The organism is Streptomyces sp. NPDC028991 (genome assembly GCF_055564775.1).
The window spans coordinates 48,954-65,077 of the sequence record NZ_JBVHVP010000008.1 but is presented as its reverse complement, the minus strand read 5'-3'; the positions used below and the strand labels follow the sequence as shown (position 1 = coordinate 65,077).

Genomic DNA, 16,124 nt, shown 5'->3' with positions numbered 1-16,124 from the left:
CACGGCGCTCATCGGGCCATGCTCAACGAGCCACGCTCAGCGACAGCGCGAAACGGTCCTCGCCGTCCGTCCACCAGTGGGACAGCTCGAGACCGGCCGCGGCCAGTTCGGCCCGCACGCCCTCCCGCCGGAACTTCGCGGAGACCTCGGTGCGCAGTTCCTCCCCGTCCGCGAAGTCCACCGCCAGGTCGAGCGCCTGGACCTTGACCGTCTGCGCGGCCCGTGAGCGCAGCCGCATCTCGATCCACTCGCTGTCGGCGTTCCACACCGCCACGTGCTCGAAGGCCGCGGGCGCGAAGTCGGCCGCCAGCTCCCGGTTGATGACGGACAGCACGTTCTTGTTGAACGCGGCCGTCACCCCGGCCGCGTCGTCGTACGCCCGGACCAGCACCCGCTCGTCCTTGACCAGGTCCGTGCCCAGCAGCAGGGCGTCGCCCGGGGAGAGCAGGGCGCGGACGGTGGCCAGGAACGCGGCGCGCTCACCGGGCAGCAGGTTGCCGATCGTGCCGCCGAGGAACGCCACCAGCCGGGGACCCGGCGTCTCGGGCAGTGTCAGCCCTCCCGTGAAGTCGGCGATCAGGGCGTGCACCTGGAGGTCCGGCCGCTCGGCGACGAGCGCCTGACCGGCCTGGGTCAGGGCGCTCTCGCTGACGTCGACCGGGACATAACCGCGCAGACCGGTCAGCGCGTCGAGCAGGAACCGCGTCTTCTCCGAGGATCCGGAGCCCAGCTCCACCAGGGTGCGGGCGCCGGTCGCCGCGGCGATCTCGCCGGCCCGGTCGACGAGGATCTCCCGCTCGGCCCGGGTCGGGTAGTACTCGGGCAGCGCGGTGATCTCCTCGAACAGCTCGCTGCCCCGCGCGTCGTAGAACCACTTGGGCGGCAGCCACTTGGGCGTATTCGTCAGGCCCGCCAGGACGTCGGCGCGCAGGGCCGCCTCCGTGGCGTCCTCGGGCAGCGTGCGGGTGAGACGGAACGGGCTCACGTGCGGGGCTCCTTCGGGGAGACGAAAGCGTCTGTGAGGGCGTTGTCGCCCGGATCCTTGAGCGGAGTGAGCAGCACGTCCGTGCGGCTCACGGCGAGCAGGGTGCGGTCCGGGACCTCCTGCCAGCGAGGGTCGTCGTCGTACGGCTCCGAGGCCACGACCGTGCCGCCGTCGGGACGGCTCAGGTACCACAGGGTGTCGCCCCAGGTGGTGGCCGTGATGGTGTCGCCGCTGGTGAGCAGCAGATTGAGCCGGGAGGCGGGGGACGCCGCCGCGACCTCCAGCACCGTCTCGGCGAGCGCCCGGCCCTCGTCGTCCCCGGCGCGCAGCCGGGCCAGCACCAGCGCCCACACCAGCGCCGAGTCGTTGCGGGCCTCCAGCGACAGCAGTTCCCGGGGCGGCAGCGCCCCGGCCACTCGCGCCAGCGAGCCCGGCCAGCCCGCCACGGCTCCGTTGTGGCTGAACAGCCAGGTCCCCGAGGCGAACGGCGCCGCCGCGGCCTCCGCGTCCGCGCCCGAGAGCGTCGCGTCCCGCACGGCGGCGAGCAGGGCGCCGGTCCGCACCACGCGGGCCAGGTCGGCGAAGGACTGGTCGGCCCAGATCGGCCCGGCCCGCCGGTACCGCGCCGGCACCGGGTCCCCGTCGGCGTACCAGCCGACGCCGAACCCGTCGGCGTTGACCGTCCCGTAGCGCTGGTGCCTGGGTGCCCAGGACTGCCGGTACAGGCCGTGCGGCGGCGCCACGAGAAGCCGGCCGAGGGTCTCCTCGGGACCCACGTACGCGAGGTGACGGCACATCAGCGGGCCTCCGGCGTCCGGGCGGTGCGGAACCCGGAGAAGATCTGCCGCCGGATCGGATAGTCCCAGTTGCGGAACGTGCCCCGGCAGGCCACCGCGTCCACGGCGAAGGAACCACCGCGCAGCACCTTGTACTCGGGCCCGAAGAACACCTCCGAGTACTCCTTGTACGGAAAGGCCCGGAAGCCGGGGTACGGGGCGAAGTCGCTCGACGTCCACTCCCAGACGTCGCCGATCAGCTGCCGGACCCCGAGCGGCGACTCACCGGCCGGGTAGCTGCCGGCGGGCGCCGGGCGCAGATGCCGCTGGCCGAGGTTGGCGTGCTCCGGACCCGGGTCGGCGTCCCCCCACGGATAGCGGGCCGAGCGGTCCGCGGCCGGATCGTACCTGGCCGCCTTCTCCCACTCGGCCTCGGTGGGCAGCCGCCGCCCGGCCCAGCGGGCGTACGCGTCCGCCTCGTACCAGCACACGTGCACCACCGGCTCGTCGGACGGCACCACTTCGGTGACCCCGAAGCGGCGCCGCAGCCACTGCCCGCCGTCGCGGCGCCAGAACAGCGGGGCGGTGATGGAGTGCCGGCGGATGTGGTCCCAGCCCTGAGGGGACCACCAGCGCGGGTCGTCGTAGCCGCCGTCGTCGATGAACGCCCGGTACGCGCCGTTGGTCACCGGCGTGGTGTCGAGGTAGAAGGGCGCCACCTCGCGCCGGTGCGCGGGGCGTTCGTTGTCCAGGGCCCACGGCTCGGTCGACGTCCCCATCGCGAACGGGCCGCCGGGCACCAGGACCTCCGCCGGGCCGGTGTACAGCGGTACGGGGTCCGGGTCCGGGGCGGTCAGGGCCTGCGGGCCCTTGCGGAGCTGATGGGTGATCAGCATGGTCTCGTCGTGCTGCTGCTCGTGCTGGGCGATCATCCCGAAGGCGAAGCCCGCCTCCGTCAGCCGCGTCCCGTGGAACGCGGTGCCCTCCAGCACGTCCAGCGCCCGTCCGCGTACGTCGGCGGCGTACCGGCGGGCCTCGGCGGGGGACAGCAGGGGCAGCTTGGGCCGCTCGGCGCGCGGATGCTCGAAGGCGTCGTAGAGGCTGTCGATCTCGGGCCGTATCGCCTCGTGCCCGGCGACGGCGCGCAGCAGCCACTGCTCCTCCTGGTTGCCTATGTGCGCCAGGTCCCACACCAACGGGGACATGAGCGGCGACACCTGGGAGGTCAGGTCGGGGCCCTCCACGCAGCTGGTCAGCAGCGTCGTGCGGTTCCGGGCCGTGACGAGCGTGGCCAGGGCCCGCTCGCGCAGGGTCTCGGCGTCGGCGGCGGGGCCGCCGGCGGTGGTGGTGTCGGTGGCGGTCTCCATGGCGGGGTCGGTCATGGGCGGGTCTCCCTCCCGTGCGGGCCACGGCTCGCGCCGTCCGGCATGTCCAGCAGGTCGTCGGCGGGGCAGCGGCCCCTGAGGACGTAGTCCTCCAGGTGCGCCGCGACGGCGGCCCTCACCTCGGCGGTGGCGCCGAGCCGGGGCAGGGCGGCGAGCGCCGCGGTGAAGCACGTGACGGCCGCCTCGCGCAGTTCCGGATCGGTGAGTGCGTCGCGGGCGGCGCTCCGGTACAGCGGGTTGTGCGGGGCGGGCAGACCGAGCGTGCGCTCGGCGAGCGGCTTCACGGCCCGGTAGGCGGTCTCGGTGGCCTCCGGGTCCTCGAACAGCGCCGCCGTCACGGCGAGCGGCACCATCCAGCCGTCGTCCCCGGGCTGCGCGTCGATCATGCGCAGCTCCAGGTGGCCGCGCGGTCTGACCGGCGGGAACAGCGTGGTGAGGTGGTAGTCGAGATCCTCCGGGGACGGCGGTCTCGGGGCCCCGCCCCGGGTCCACTCCCGGAAGGTCATGCCCTCGGGCACGTCCCAGGGCCCGCCGTCGCCGCGGACGCACATCACCGGGGCGTCCAGGACGTGCCGGGTCCAGGCGCCGCGCGGGTCGGCGTCCAGCGGGGGGCCGCCCGCCCGGCCGGCGCCGATCTGCGTCCACCGCAGCTGCCGGGTGGACCGCCAGCCGGTGGGCCGGCCGCCGGCCAGCGGGGAATTGGCGAACGCGGCCAGCAGCACCGCCCCCAGCTGGTGCGCGAGCCACCAGCGGCGTACGTGACCGAGGGGGCCGGGCTCCTCGTACCCGGCGTCCAGACACACCTGCACGGAGGCCGACGTGCACATCATGAAGCGGCCCGCGGGGCCGGTGCGGTCGAGGCAGGCCTCCATGGCGTCGTAGCGCGGCTGCCGCAGGAAGCGGCGGGGCGCGTGCCAGGGGTCGTGGCCGAGGCCGACGAGGGCGAGACCGTCCTCGCGCAGCACCGCGCGGACGGCGGCGAGGTCGGCGGAGACGGTACCGATGCACTCCGTCAGGGAGGCGGCGGGGAGCGAACTCAGCTCCAGCTGGCCGCCGGGTTCGACGGTCAGCGCCGACCTGAGGGGCACGGTCCGCAGTGCGGCGTAGACCGCTTCGAGCCGTTCGGGTGACACGGGGAGCCGCGGCGCGCGCAGCTCGTGGACGAGCCATTCCACTTCGACACCGAGGAGTCTCGGTGGGCCGGTCTTGAAGCAGATGCCGTGGACCAGCGCCTCGACCTCGGCTTCGGTGACAGTGGTGCGTGGCCGGATACAGCCACTTACCGCATCGGACATGTCGGGATCCTCCTGAGATTCCATCCATGCCGCCGACCCTTTCGCGGCGGGCCGGGTCGGCACACTCGTCCCACCCAAGACCCTCGTGCCGCTCCGCACAAGGGTGCATTACGGGACGTTCCTACTCGGTAATCTTCGTGACCCGTCCATTCCCAGGGGCTTTCCCCTTCGTTCGCCGGTCGGGAAACTCCGTTGCGCCGCATCACCAGCATCGCCCAGGATTCCTGCATGAGCACGACGGGGGAGGCCGCGCGGCGCGCGGTCACGGCGTCCACGGGGGTGGCGCCGTGAGCGCGCGCCTGCGGGGCATCGCACAGCAGACGGAACAGATCGTGGCGGCGGGGTCCTACCGCGCGCCGGACGGGCGCACGGCGCCGATCGCCGCGGCGGTCGAGGCGGCACGGGCCGGTACCCGCATGTAGGGACCGGGGCCGGTCGAGCCGGGCCCCCTGCGCCGAGGTGCGGACGGTCTTCGAGGTCACCGGCGAGAGCAGGTCTTCGGCGTCTTCGGGAAAAGCGCTCACGGCCGTACGGGGCGCGGACGAGCGGTCCGGCCGTAGGCGCACGCCGCCGAGTGGCAACGTCCGCCCGGAGCGACAAGCATGCAGCCAGGAACACCGAGCGGGCGACACCAGGCCTGGCCGGCCGGGCTGACCGGCGACGCGCGAGACCGGGTGGCAGGCTGATCACCGCGTCCCCGGCCCCGACCGGGCCCTGGCCCCCGGCCGCCGACCGCACGAGCCAGAAAGCCGACCTCATGATCGACCAGCTCACCGTGAGCGTCCTGGGCACCGGAATCATGGGTGCCGCGATGGCCCGCAACCTCGCCCGCGCCGGGCACACCGTCCGGGTCTGGAACCGCAGCCGGGACAAGGCCGAACCACTGGCAGGCGACGGCGCGCACGTCGCCGCCCGCCCCGAGGAGGCGGTGCGGGGCGCCGACGTCGTCCTCACCATGCTCTACGACGGGCCGGCCGCCCTCGACGTCATGCGGCAGGCCGCCCCCGGCCTGCGGCCCGGCACCGCGTGGGTCCAGTCGACCACCGCCGGGGTCGACGCGGTCGCCGACCTGGCCGCCTTCGCCCAGGAACACGGCCTCGTCTTCTTCGACGCCCCCGTCCTCGGCACCCGCGAGCCCGCCGAGGCCGGTCAGCTGCTGGTGCTGGCCGCCGGCCCGGCCGAAGCACGGGACGCGGTGGCGCCCGTCCTGGACACCGTCGGCTCCCGCACGGTGTGGACCGGCGAGGACGGCGCCGCCGGCAGCGCCACCCGGCTGAAGCTGGTGGCCAACAGCTGGGTCCTCGCCGTCACCAACGCGACGGGTGAGGTCCTGGCGCTCGCCAAGGCGCTGGGCGTGGACCCGGACGGCTTCTTCGACGCCATCGCGGGCGGTCCGCTCGACATGGGATACCTGCGCGCCAAGGCCGGCATGATCCTTGACGGCACGCTGGCGCCGGCCCAGTTCACGGTCACCACAGCCGTGAAGGACGCCCGGCTCATCGTCGAGGCCGGCGAGGCGAACGGCGTCCGTCTGGACGTTGCCGCCGCCGGCGCCGAACGCCTGTCGCGCGCCGCCGCGCAGGGGCACGGCGACGAGGACATGGCGGCGGCGTACTTCGCCAGTTTCGAGGAGAAGCCGTACGACTGAGCTCATCCGGGGTACCGGGTGAGCGGAACGGCCGGAACGACCGGAACGCCGACGCGGTCCCGGCACACATCAAGATCATCGGTACCCGCCAGAATCAGGAGTCCGTATGCCGAAGCCGCCGCTGCCGCCCGAGGCCGTCGAACTGCTGCGCCGACCCAACCCGTGCGTCATGGCCACTCTCCGCTCCGACGGCGCGCCCGTGTCCACGCCCACCTGGTACCTGTGGGAGGACGACGGCCGGGTTCTGATCAACTTCGACGAGGGCCGGGTACGTCTGGGGCACGTGCGCCGGGACCCGCGCGTGACCCTCACCGTCCTCGCGGGCGACGACTGGTACACCCACGTCACTCTCATCGGCCGCGTCACCGAGACCCGCGACGACGAGGGACTCACCGGCATCGACCGCCTCTCCAGGCACTACACGGGCAACCCGTACCCGAACCGGGCCCGGGCCCGGGTCAGCGCGTGGGTCGAGGTCGAGCGCTGGCACGGCTGGGGTGCGATGAAGGACAGCGATCAGGCGTCCACCTGAGAAACAACCACGATCCCAGCCGACAGCCGACAGCCGACAGCCGACAGCCGACAGCCGACAGCCGACAGCCGACAGCCGAGCGCTAGTCCGTGCGCCCGGTGGGGGGGCCACGGTGACGCCGAGGCCGATCACTGCCGACCGCCGGCCCCGCCGACCGCGGACATCCGGCGCGGGGAACGCGCGAACCAGTCGCGTGTGGGGGCCGCGAGCAGCCCCCACACGCTGTCGCAGGCCACCAGCGCGATGGCGTTGAAGACTTCCCGGAAAGTGCGGCGACGACCGGCGCGCCCCACCGCCCCACCGGCGGATTTCGCCGGGTGTCGACACCCCGGCTCACCTCGTCTAAGATCCGCGGCGCGGCATCGCGTGTCGGTCACCGTCCGGGTGAGGCATGGAGGCGCCGCGGAGATGCCCGTGGAGGCATTCACCCGTGTCAGTCGAGTTCAACCACACCATCGTTCTCTCCCGGGACCGGGAGAAGTCCGCTCGTTTCCTCGCCGGAATCCTGGGGCTGGAGGTCGGCGAGCCGACCGGAATGTTCCTGCCCGTGACGACCGCCAACGGCGTCACCCTCGATTTCGCCACCGCCGACATCGACATCCCGGCGCAGCACTACGCGTTCCTCGTCTGCGAGGACGAGTTCGACGCGATCCTCGCCCGGCTCGTCGAGGACGGAATTCCCATCCAGGCCGACCCGCACGGTCGGCACCCGGGCCGGATCAACCGCAGCGACGGTGGACGGGGCGTGTACTTCGCAGACCCGTCCGGGCACGGCATGGAGGCCTTCACCCGCCCCTACGGCAGCGACCCGTCCTCGCCGCTGAACGGTGTCACGGAGGACGTGCCCGGGGCACGCTGACCGGACGTCGGCGCACCGTTGTCAGACCCCCTCCGCATACTGGTGGCCTCAGGCAGCCGGACGTGAGGAGGGGGTGGCCGTGCGGACGGTGTACAGCGGTGAACTGCACGTCGGCTACGGGCAGTTCCACGTGGACAGCAGGCGGGACCGGGACACCCCGGGACCGTCGCCGGCCTGCGCCGGGCAGAGCAACGGACTGTGCGGCGCGGCCGTACCCGGATATCTCCTCCTCGTCACGGGTCTGCACACCGGCCGCGTCGGTCTGACCGTCGAGGTGCACGGAGCGGCGCCGCCCCTCGACGACGGCTGGGAGGACGTGGTGGAGGCGTCCTTCCGGCCGGCTTCCGCCTCGACGGTCGTCCTGCCGTGGGGCGACGGCCCCCTGTGCGCGCTGGACCTGCTCCCGGCCGACCACCGGGTGCGCTACTGCGGGCGCGGCATGGACCGCGGCAGGGAGGAAGAGCTCGCCGTACTCCGAGGCGGCGCGCCGGTCGACCACTACCTGCTGCAGTTCTGGCCGGCCCCGCCCGCCGAGGACCTCGTCGTCCGGCAGACCTCGCGCAGCGCCGCCTACTGGCACCGGCACGCCCGCAGCCTGACGCCGCCCGCCACGCCGGAGGAGCGGGCCGTGGCCGAGTGCCGCCGACGGGAGGGGCGGCGAGCGGCCGAGCGTGCCGCGCGGGAGCGGGCGGAGACCCTGTCCTGGGGAGGACGACTGCCCAGCCGCCGCCTGCGCGAGGCCGGCGGCAACGCACGGGGACTGGTCCCGCTGGACCGGGACCTGCTCGACGCCGTCGACGCGGTGTGTCCGGCGACGCAGCGGAGTATCGCCCGCTGGGCCGCTCGTCGCGCCTTCGCCGTGGCGGGGCTGGACGACGTCGACTGGGTCGCGCCCGCGCTGGCGGCGCTGGACCGCGGGGAGCGCCTGCCGGCGCCGTTCGACGACACCCAGCGGGCCTGGGACCGGTTCTTCGCCGACGCCCGCGTCCGCCACACCGCGGTGGACTCGCCGGACGGGTGCCACGACAACCTGCTGCGACAGGCGATGGCCATGCCCGCACTGCTCGCCGCGGCCCAACCGGACCCGCTGTGCGCCGCCCTCGACGCCCTCTTCGCCGCCGCGGTCACCTACGGCACCGACCACCCCGTCCTGTTCGCGCAGGCCCGCCGTCAGTTCCCCACGCTGAGGCGGAAGACCCCGACGGCCTAGGACGTCACGTGGCGCCGGGGCAGCAGCAGCGGGGTCGCCAGGACGAGTACGCCCGCGCCCGCGATCGCCGTACGCGGACCGGTCAGACCGGCCAGGAGGCCCCACACCGCGGTCAGGGCCGCGATCGCCAGTTTGCCGCTGACCGACCAGGCGGTCAGGGTACGGGCGACCCGGTCCGCCGGGGTCAGTTCGAGCCGACGCGTGGCGAACACCGGGTTGAACACGCCCATGCAGGTGATCAGCCCGAACTCGACGGCCATCACGAGGACCAGCCCCGTGGTACCGGGCCGGACGAAGGCCAGCCCGACGGGCCAGCACACGCGCAGCACCCCGCTGGTGACCAGCACCCGGTGCTGCCCGAAGCGCGTCACGAGCGTGCCGGCCAGCCGGGAGCCGATCAGTCCGCCGGCGCACGGCACCGCGAAGGCCAGTCCGTACTGCCAGGGCGCGAACCCCAGATCGCCCAGCATGAGGACGGCGAGCAGCGGTGCGGTCGCCATGATCAGACCGTTGACCAGGACGGTGTTGAGGAAGAGCGGACGCAGACCTGGCGAGGCCAGGACGTACCGCCAGCCGTCCAGCAGGTCACCGGCCCGCAGCCGGGGCGCGTCGGCATGCTTCGGGCGCGGCTCCCCGCCGCCGATCGCCCGGATCCCCAGCGCCGACAGCAGGTAGCTGACCGCGTCGACCGCCACCGTCACCACCGGGCCGAAGACGCCGATCGCGGCACCGCCGACCGGGGGGCCGAGCAACGTCGCGGTCCAGGTCGTCGCCTCGAACCGGCCGTTCGCGGCCAGCAGGTCCGGTGGCCGTACCAGTGCCTTCAGACAGGAACCGGCGGCTGCCCTGAACGTGATGTCCGCCGCGGCGACGACGACCGACACGACCAGCAAGTGGGCGAAGCCGAGCCGGTCGAACGCGAACGCGAGCGGCACACTCAGCAGCACCGCGCACCGGACCAGGTCCATCGCGACCATGACCGGCCGCTCGCGCCGGAACTCCACCCACGGCCCCAGGGGCACCGCCACCAGCGCCCCCACCGCGAGACCGGCCGCCGAGAGCGCCGCCACCCGCGCCGTTCCGGCGTCCAGCACCACGACCGCGATCAGCGGAAAGGCGTCGAACGCGAGTCTCGTACCGAACGTGCTGACGGAGTAGGCGGCCCACAGCCACCCGAACCGCCGCCCCAGCGACCCGCTGTTCACGATGCCCGACTCCGTCACGCCGCCATCCAAGCGAGTGGCCGTCCCCGGGATCAAACAACTGGTCGGAGGGCACGCACAACCGCCCGTTGTACGCCGGTCCGCCGACGCCCGCCCCCACCGGCCCTACCGCGTCAGCAGTTTCCGCAGCGCCCCGGCGACCTCACCGGGCGCCTCCTCCGCCATGAAGTGGCCGCAGTCGACGGTGTCGTGCCGCAGGTCCGGGGCCCAGGCCCGCCACAGCGCGACGGCGTCGTAGCCGAGGGCGGCGCCCCAGTCCTGCTGGAGGACGGTCACGGGCATCCGCAGCCGGTTCCCGTGGTCGCGGTCGGCCCGGTCGTGGGCGACGTCGATGCCGGCCGAGGCGCGGTAGTCGGCCACGATGGACGGCACCGCCTCGCGGGACGCCTTGAGGTAGGCGGCGCGTACGTCGGCGGGCAGGGCGTCCGGATCCCGCGTCCAGACGTCGAGGAAGTGACCGAAGAACGCGTCCGGCGCGGCGCCGATCAACCGCTCGGGCAGTCCGGGCGGCTGCGCCATCAGGTACAGGTGGAAGCCCACCGCCGCCGTGGTGCCGTGCAGGACGTCCCACATGTCGAGGGTCGGCAGCACGTCCAGCGCGGCCAGGTGCGTCACCGCGTCCGGGTGGTCGAGCCCGGCCCGCACCGCGACGAGGGCGCCCCGGTCGTGCCCGGCCAGCGCGAACCGCTCGTGCCCGAGCGCCCGGGCCAGGGCGACCACGTCGGCGGCCATGGTCCGCTTGGCGTAGGCGGTGCCGTCCGGGTCGGCCGGCTTGTCGCTGTCTCCGTAGCCGCGCAGGTCGGGGCAGATGACGGTGTGGTCGGCCGCGAGGTCGGCGGCGACGTGCCGCCACATCAGATGGGTCTGCGGAAAGCCGTGCAGCAGCACGATCGGGCTGCCGGAGCCGCCGACGGCCGCGTTCAGGGCGATGCCGTCGGCGACCGTCACGCGGTCGTAGGCGAAGCCCGGAAGGGTCGGTGTCATGCTTGTCGTACCTTTCTGATCACATCGGGTCTGCTCGATCAGGCCTGCCACATCAGGCCTGCCACATCAGGCCACATCAGGCCTGTCACATCAGGTCTGCTCGATCAGGCCTGTTCAGATGGGGTCTGTTCGGATCGGGTCTGTTCGCGTCGCTGATGACGCCTTCGAGCCTGCCGGGCCCGAATCAGCAACCGATCAGCACGCGTACCGTGGTGTGCGCACGAGCGAGGGCGGATCGGAGCGGACGGAACATGGAAGCGGTCACGTTCGGTGTGCTCGGACCGGTCACGGCCGAACGTGCCGGCGACGCGCTGGCCCTCAAGGGCCCCCGGCACCGCGCCGTACTGGCCCGCCTCCTGCTGGCCCGGCGCCGGGTCGTCCCGCTCACCCGCCTGGTCGAGGACCTGTGGGACGCACCGCCACCGCGGGCCGTGGGCGCGCTGCGCACCTTCGTCGGCGATCTGCGCCGGGCCCTGGAACCCGGCCGCCCGCCGCGGGCCCCGGCCCGGCTGCTGGTCACCGAAGGACCCGGGTACGCCCTGCGCGCGGCGCCGGACGCCGTGGACGCGTGGCGCTTCGAGGCGGCCGTCGCGGAGGCCGACCGGCTGCCGGCCACGCAGGCCCCGGACCGGCTCCGGACGGCGCTGGAGGAGTGGCGGGGCCCCGCCTACGCCGAGTTCGGCGGGGAGGAGTGGGCCCGCGGCGAGCGTTCCCGGCTCACCGAACTGCGGCTGCGTGCCGTCGAACGGCGCGCGGAACTGCTCGTGGAACTGGGCCGGGCCGCCGAGGCGGTCCCCGACCTGGACGCCCACCTGACCGAGCACCCCTGGCGCGAGGAGGCCTGGCGGCTGCTCGCCCTCGCCCTGTACCGGACCGGACGCCAGGCGGACGCCCTCGCCGTGCTGCGCCGCGCCCGCGCCCTGCTCGCCGGACACCTGGGCGTCGACCCCGGGCCCCGGCTGCGCCGCCTGGAGGCCGGCATCCTCGCCCAGGACCCGGACCTGGACCCGCCCGACGAACCGGCGGAGGCGGCGGCCCGGCTGTGGGCCCGGGCCACCGAGGCGTACGACCGCACGGTCGCCGCCGGTGCCCACGCCCGGCTGGAGTCGACCGTGGGCCTGCTGCGCACCCTCGCGGTCACCGGCGGCGGCGGACTGGAGGCCGCCCGGGAGCACCGTATGGCGGCGGTCGCGGCGGCGGAGGAGACCGGCGACGCGGACCTGACGGCCCGGGTGATCGGCGCCTACGACGTCCCCGCCAACTGGACGCGCAGCGACGACCCCGAACGGGCCCGGCGCCTCGTCGCGGCGGCCGAACGCACGCTCGCCGCGCTGCCGGACGACACCACCGCCGACTCGGCACGCTGCCGTCTGCTGGCCACCGTCGCCGTGGAATCCCGGGGTGTCCGGTCCCCGCGCGGGCCGCGGGCGGCGGACGAGGCCGAGCGGATCGCCCGCCGCCTGGACGACCCCGCACTGCTGGCCTTCGCCCTCAACGGCGTCTTCATGCAGTCCTGCACCTCCGCCGGACTGGCCCCGCGCCGCGACGCGACCGGCGCCGAACTCGTCGCGCTCGCCGACCGGCACGGCCTGGTCAACTACGCCGTCCTCGGCCACCTGATCCGGCTCCAGGCACGCTCGGCCCTCGCCGACTTCGCCGCCGCCGACGAGCACGCCGCCGCCGTCGACCGCCTGGCCGAACGGCACGAACGGCCGCTCGTGGCCGTCTTCACCGAGTGGTACCGAGCCCTGCGCCGGGCCGCCACCGGCAGCCCGTACGACAGTGCCGAGGCCGCCTACCGGTCGGCCGCCGCGCGGCTCGACGGCGCCGGGATGCCGGGCCTGCAACGCGGACTGCTGCCCCTCGCCCTGCTCGGCCTGCGCCTGGCCCACGGACGTCCGGCGGAGGTGGACCCGCGCGCGGACTGGGGGCCGTACCGCCCCTGGGCCGAACCGTTCGACCTCCTCGCAGACGGCCGCGCCACCGAGGCCCGGACCGCGCTGAGGGCTCTTCCGGAGCCGCCGCCCGACCTCCTGTACGAAGCCCTGTGCTGCGCCGAGGCCGCGCTCGCCCTCGAACTCGGCGACCGCACCTCCCTGGAGCGTACGTACGGACGGCTGCTGCCCGCGTCCGGTGAACTCGCGGGCGCGGGCAGCGGGTTGCTCACCTTCGGACCGGTCGGCGACTGGCTCGCCGCCATCAGCCGGGCACTCGGTCCCGACGGCGGCCGGCCGGAGTAGGGAGCCCTGGGCGGCACGCGGGTCAGGGCCGGTACACCCGGCCACGGTGCGAGACCTCCGGCCGGGGCGTCCGGCTGCTCGACGTGTGCCGAGGCCGGCGGGACCGGGGCGGCTCGCAGGCTCCTCGTCCGGGGCCGGCGCGGTGGGGCCGTACACCCAGGCCGCGTAGCCGTAGCCGTAGCAGTCCCGTTCGTGCGGGGTGGCGTGCGCCGGAGGCGCTGTTCGCCCGCCAGGTGCCGCATCGCGGGTCGGCTGGTCCGACGGGCATGGTATTCCGCGCCCTCGGACCTGGCGGCGGAGCGCCGACCCGCCCGGCAGGACACCTGCCGGGCGGGTTGCCCGGGCGCCCGCCGGGTACCCGGCGGGCATGAAGTGGCAACAGGTGCAGGACGGTCCGTCCGCGGTGTACGTGGTGGTGCTCGACCCGGGTGACGACGCGGTCGCCGAACTCACCGCCTTCGCCCGTGACCGCTCCCTCGGCGCGTCCCAGGTGACCGCCGTGGGCGCCTTCTCGGAGGCGGTCGTCGGCTGGTTCGACCGGCGGGCCAGGGACTACCGGCAGATCCCGGTGGAGGAGCAGTGCGAGGTGCTGTCCCTGATCGGGGACATCGCCGTCGCCGACGACGGGCCGACCCCGCACCTGCACGCCGTACTGGGCCTGTCCGACGGCTCCACCCGCGGCGGCCACCTGCTGTCCGGCCGGGTCTGGCCGACGCTGGAGGTCGTCGTCCGGGACAGCCCGGCCGAACTGGCCAAGACCCACCGCCCCGACATCGGGCTGGCCCTGATCGACCTCGGCTGAGCCGGCCGCCGGACAGCGGTTTACCGGCCCGGGTGCGGGCTACGCGGCCCGCACGGAACCGAGCACCGACACTCCGGGAGGCGCGACCATGACACGGCGCATCCGAGACGTGATGTCACCCGCCGCGGTGGCCGTCGAGCCCATGACCACGGTGGCGCGGGCGGCACGGCTGATGCGCGAGGAGGACATCGGCGACGTCCTGGTGACCTACGACTGCGATTTGTTCGGCCTGCTCACCGACCGCGACATAGTGCTCCGGAGCGTCGCCGACGGCCGCGGCCCCGACGACACCACGGTCGGCTCGGTGTGCACACCCCCGCCGGTCGTCACCCTCGCCCCCGACGACACCACCGACCGCGCGGCCGAGCTGATGCGACGTCACGCGGTCCGGCGGCTCCCGGTCGTCGAGCACGGCGGCGTTCCGGTCGGCGTGGTCACCCTCGGTGACCTCGCGGCCGCCGACGACCCGCACTCCGCCCTGGCGGACATCGGCAAGGCCGCTCCCGACCACTAGGTGCCCGGAGCACCTACGTCCCCGGTCACCTACGTCCCCGGCCACCGGCGTCCCCGGTCACCGGCGTCTCCGACCGCTACGGAGGAACGGCATGAGCGACCGACGCCGCCCCGACGGGGCCACGGAAGGCACTCCACGCGAGCGGTCCGGCAGGATCGGCCGGCGCTTCCCGCGCACCGGCACCGAACCGGTCACCGCACAGAGCCCGCTGCGGCTGCGGCTGCTGCTGTCGGCGGTCTTCCTGCCGCTCTTCGTCGCCGGGGCCGCGTTCTTCGGCGTGTGGGCCGCGGACACCGGTCCCGGCGACAGCCCCGGACGCGGCGACCTGGTGGCCCTCGCCGCCGTGTGCGCGGCGTTCGTCCTGTTGGCGGCGGCGGACCTGATGGTCGTTACCGGCCGGCTGCGGCGGGAACGGGACACCAGGGAACGGGGCGCCCCCGCCCCGCACTGACCCGGAACTCCACACGGGGACGGAGGAAATGACATGGCACCCCCGGCACCAACCCCAACCCCAACCCCCTCCGAGGGTTTCGGGGAGGACCGCCGGGCCCCCGCCCGCACCGCGCGGCTGCGGAACCGGATCCCGGAGCCCGACGAGGAACCGGACCTGCTCGGCCAGTACCTGACCCAGATCGGCGCCACCCCGCTGCTGACCGCCGAGGACGAGGTGAGCCTGGCCCGGCGCATCGAGGCCGGTGTCCGGGCCATGGAGGAACTGGAGGCGGCCGACACCGGCGAGCCCGCCCCGACGCCCGGGCAGCGCCGGGCACTGGAGGAGACCGTCCACGACGGCCAGGCCGCCAAGGACCACATGGTGCGGGCCAACCTGCGGCTCGTGGTGTCGATGGCCAAACGCCACGCCCACCGCGGACTGCCCCTCCTGGACGTCATCCAGGAAGGCAACCTCGGACTGATCCGGGCCGTCGAGAAGTTCGACCACACCAAGGGCTTCAAGTTCTCCACGTACGCCACCTGGTGGATCCGCCAGGCCATCGAGCGGGGCCTGGCGACGCACGCGCGCACGGTACGGCTTCCGGTGCACGTCGTGGAGCAGTTGCAGAAGCTCGCCAAGGTCGAACGGAAACTCCGGGGAACCCTCGACCGCGAGCCGACCGCCGAGGAGGTGGCGGCCGAGAGCGGCATCGACGGGGACAAGGTCGTCTGGCTGCGCCGCGTCGGACGGGACGCCGTCAGTCTGGACACCCCGGTCGACGAGACCGGCGAGACCGTCGTCGGCGACCTCATCCCCGACACCGAGGTGCTCCAGGCCCCCGAGGTCGCCGAGTTCCAGGCCCTCGCGGCCGAACTGCGGGAGGCCGTCGGCACCCTCGCGCCCCGCGAGGCCCTGATCCTCAGCCTGCGCTACGGCCTGCACGACGGCCGCCCGCGCACCCTGCACCAGGTGGCCCAGCACGTGGGACTGACCCGGGAACGCGTCCGCCAGCTCGAGAAGGCCTCCCTCGACCACCTCCGCGCCCCCGAGACCCGGGACCGCCTGCTGGACTGGGCGAGCTGAGACCCGGGACGCCAGGGCCCGTCCGGCGCCCGTCCGCTCGACAGCGCTCACGCGCGGGCACCCCATCGCCCCAATCGCCCGCCAACCACCCCATCGCCCCAATCGCCCCGCCAACCGCGCCGATCAGGCACCGCACCTTCTTGCGGGTCTGATCG

The 16,124-nt window shown here is 74.3% G+C and carries 16 protein-coding genes and 1 pseudogene; 10 read left to right on the top strand and 7 right to left on the bottom strand.

The features are described from left to right. Positions 1-22: 22 nt before the first annotated feature. Genes egtD through egtA form a run of 4 tightly spaced genes read right to left on the bottom strand, consistent with a single transcriptional unit; the run spans position 23 to position 4,441 of the window. Positions 23-985 (bottom strand): L-histidine N(alpha)-methyltransferase, encoded by a 963-nt coding sequence (egtD, locus tag ACZ4V1_RS18385; RefSeq protein ID WP_468336703.1) that lies wholly within the window; start codon positions 983-985, stop codon positions 23-25. Beyond that, positions 982-1,782: an ergothioneine biosynthesis protein EgtC gene (gene egtC / locus ACZ4V1_RS18380; protein WP_468336700.1), complete on the bottom strand. Its 801-nt coding sequence runs from the start codon at positions 1,780-1,782 to the stop codon at positions 982-984. Before egtC ends, egtD begins: the two co-directional genes overlap by 4 nt. Continuing rightward, positions 1,782-3,143: an ergothioneine biosynthesis protein EgtB gene (egtB, locus tag ACZ4V1_RS18375; RefSeq protein ID WP_468336697.1), complete on the bottom strand. Its 1,362-nt coding sequence runs from the start codon at positions 3,141-3,143 to the stop codon at positions 1,782-1,784. The genes egtC and egtB overlap by 1 nt, the downstream gene beginning before the upstream one ends. Continuing rightward, positions 3,140-4,441: an ergothioneine biosynthesis glutamate--cysteine ligase EgtA gene (gene egtA, locus ACZ4V1_RS18370; protein WP_468336694.1), complete on the bottom strand. Its 1,302-nt coding sequence runs from the start codon at positions 4,439-4,441 to the stop codon at positions 3,140-3,142. The genes egtB and egtA overlap by 4 nt, the downstream gene beginning before the upstream one ends. 287 nt (positions 4,442-4,728) lie before the next feature. Here egtA and ACZ4V1_RS18365 point away from each other — a divergent pair, with 287 nt between their 5' ends. The 3 genes from ACZ4V1_RS18365 (at position 4,729) to ACZ4V1_RS18355 (ending at position 6,621) form a co-directional block, all read left to right on the top strand. Then, a complete protein-coding gene (locus ACZ4V1_RS18365; RefSeq protein WP_468336691.1) occupies positions 4,729-4,863 on the top strand; it encodes a hypothetical protein in 135 nt (44 codons plus the stop codon). A 335-nt stretch (positions 4,864-5,198) separates the two neighbouring features. After that, positions 5,199-6,089 carry an NAD(P)-dependent oxidoreductase gene (locus tag ACZ4V1_RS18360; RefSeq protein WP_468336688.1) on the top strand — a complete coding sequence of 297 codons (891 nt, stop codon included), beginning with the start codon at positions 5,199-5,201 and terminating at the stop codon, positions 6,087-6,089. Between the two features lie 106 nt (positions 6,090-6,195). Then, positions 6,196-6,621 (top strand): PPOX class F420-dependent oxidoreductase, encoded by a 426-nt coding sequence (locus ACZ4V1_RS18355; protein ID WP_468336685.1) that lies wholly within the window; start codon positions 6,196-6,198, stop codon positions 6,619-6,621. Between the two features lie 82 nt (positions 6,622-6,703). Here the strand turns inward: ACZ4V1_RS18355 and ACZ4V1_RS18350 are convergent. Continuing rightward, positions 6,704-6,878, bottom strand: a pseudogene (locus tag ACZ4V1_RS18350) (LysE family translocator); the annotation flags it as partial. A gap of 173 nt (positions 6,879-7,051) precedes the next feature. Between ACZ4V1_RS18350 and ACZ4V1_RS18345 the strand changes: the two are divergent. Next, positions 7,052-7,480, top strand: a complete 429-nt coding sequence (locus ACZ4V1_RS18345; protein ID WP_468336682.1) for a VOC family protein — start codon at positions 7,052-7,054, stop codon at positions 7,478-7,480. A 79-nt stretch (positions 7,481-7,559) separates the two neighbouring features. Further along, positions 7,560-8,690, top strand: a complete 1,131-nt coding sequence (locus tag ACZ4V1_RS18340; protein WP_468336679.1) for a hypothetical protein — start codon at positions 7,560-7,562, stop codon at positions 8,688-8,690. Here ACZ4V1_RS18340 and ACZ4V1_RS18335 read toward each other — a convergent pair. Further along, positions 8,687-9,913, bottom strand: a complete 1,227-nt coding sequence (locus tag ACZ4V1_RS18335; protein WP_468336676.1) for an MFS transporter — start codon at positions 9,911-9,913, stop codon at positions 8,687-8,689. The genes ACZ4V1_RS18340 and ACZ4V1_RS18335 overlap by 4 nt on opposite strands. A 105-nt stretch (positions 9,914-10,018) precedes the next feature. Continuing rightward, positions 10,019-10,897 carry an alpha/beta fold hydrolase gene (locus ACZ4V1_RS18330; RefSeq protein WP_468336673.1) on the bottom strand — a complete coding sequence of 293 codons (879 nt, stop codon included), beginning with the start codon at positions 10,895-10,897 and terminating at the stop codon, positions 10,019-10,021. Between the two features lie 251 nt (positions 10,898-11,148). Here ACZ4V1_RS18330 and ACZ4V1_RS18325 point away from each other — a divergent pair, with 251 nt between their 5' ends. The 5 genes from ACZ4V1_RS18325 to ACZ4V1_RS18305 all read left to right on the top strand — a co-directional run bounded on the left by ACZ4V1_RS18325 (position 11,149) and on the right by ACZ4V1_RS18305 (position 15,969). Next, positions 11,149-13,137: an AfsR/SARP family transcriptional regulator gene (locus tag ACZ4V1_RS18325; protein ID WP_468336670.1), complete on the top strand. Its 1,989-nt coding sequence runs from the start codon at positions 11,149-11,151 to the stop codon at positions 13,135-13,137. 367 nt (positions 13,138-13,504) lie between these two features. Next, entirely contained in the window at positions 13,505-13,939 is a 435-nt protein-coding gene (locus ACZ4V1_RS18320; RefSeq protein ID WP_468336668.1) for a PPC domain-containing DNA-binding protein, read from the top strand. Positions 13,940-14,027: 88 nt separating this feature from the next. Next, on the top strand, positions 14,028-14,453 hold the full coding sequence (locus tag ACZ4V1_RS18315) for a CBS domain-containing protein (protein WP_468336665.1): 426 nt from the start codon (positions 14,028-14,030) through the stop codon (positions 14,451-14,453). 91 nt (positions 14,454-14,544) lie between these two features. Beyond that, positions 14,545-14,904 carry a DUF6343 family protein gene (locus ACZ4V1_RS18310; RefSeq protein ID WP_468336661.1) on the top strand — a complete coding sequence of 120 codons (360 nt, stop codon included), beginning with the start codon at positions 14,545-14,547 and terminating at the stop codon, positions 14,902-14,904. A gap of 33 nt (positions 14,905-14,937) precedes the next feature. Further along, entirely contained in the window at positions 14,938-15,969 is a 1,032-nt protein-coding gene (locus tag ACZ4V1_RS18305; protein WP_468336658.1) for a sigma-70 family RNA polymerase sigma factor, read from the top strand. Positions 15,970-16,124: the final 155 nt, after the last annotated feature.

What these genes read in the sequence shown, in the direction of transcription:
- egtC (WP_468336700.1), bottom strand. Translation starts at nt 1,782, where the DNA reads ATGTGCCGTCACCTCGCGTACGTGGGTCCCGAGGAGACCCTCGGCCGG.
- egtB (WP_468336697.1), bottom strand. Translation starts at nt 3,143, where the DNA reads ATGACCGACCCCGCCATGGAGACCGCCACCGACACCACCACCGCCGGC.
- egtA (WP_468336694.1), bottom strand. Translation starts at nt 4,441, where the DNA reads ATGTCCGATGCGGTAAGTGGCTGTATCCGGCCACGCACCACTGTCACC.
- ACZ4V1_RS18360 (WP_468336688.1), top strand. Translation starts at nt 5,199, where the DNA reads ATGATCGACCAGCTCACCGTGAGCGTCCTGGGCACCGGAATCATGGGT.
- ACZ4V1_RS18355 (WP_468336685.1), top strand. Translation starts at nt 6,196, where the DNA reads ATGCCGAAGCCGCCGCTGCCGCCCGAGGCCGTCGAACTGCTGCGCCGA.
- ACZ4V1_RS18330 (WP_468336673.1), bottom strand. Translation starts at nt 10,897, where the DNA reads ATGACACCGACCCTTCCGGGCTTCGCCTACGACCGCGTGACGGTCGCC.
- ACZ4V1_RS18325 (WP_468336670.1), top strand. Translation starts at nt 11,149, where the DNA reads ATGGAAGCGGTCACGTTCGGTGTGCTCGGACCGGTCACGGCCGAACGT.
- ACZ4V1_RS18320 (WP_468336668.1), top strand. Translation starts at nt 13,505, where the DNA reads ATGAAGTGGCAACAGGTGCAGGACGGTCCGTCCGCGGTGTACGTGGTG.
- ACZ4V1_RS18315 (WP_468336665.1), top strand. Translation starts at nt 14,028, where the DNA reads ATGACACGGCGCATCCGAGACGTGATGTCACCCGCCGCGGTGGCCGTC.
- ACZ4V1_RS18310 (WP_468336661.1), top strand. Translation starts at nt 14,545, where the DNA reads ATGAGCGACCGACGCCGCCCCGACGGGGCCACGGAAGGCACTCCACGC.
- ACZ4V1_RS18305 (WP_468336658.1), top strand. Translation starts at nt 14,938, where the DNA reads ATGGCACCCCCGGCACCAACCCCAACCCCAACCCCCTCCGAGGGTTTC.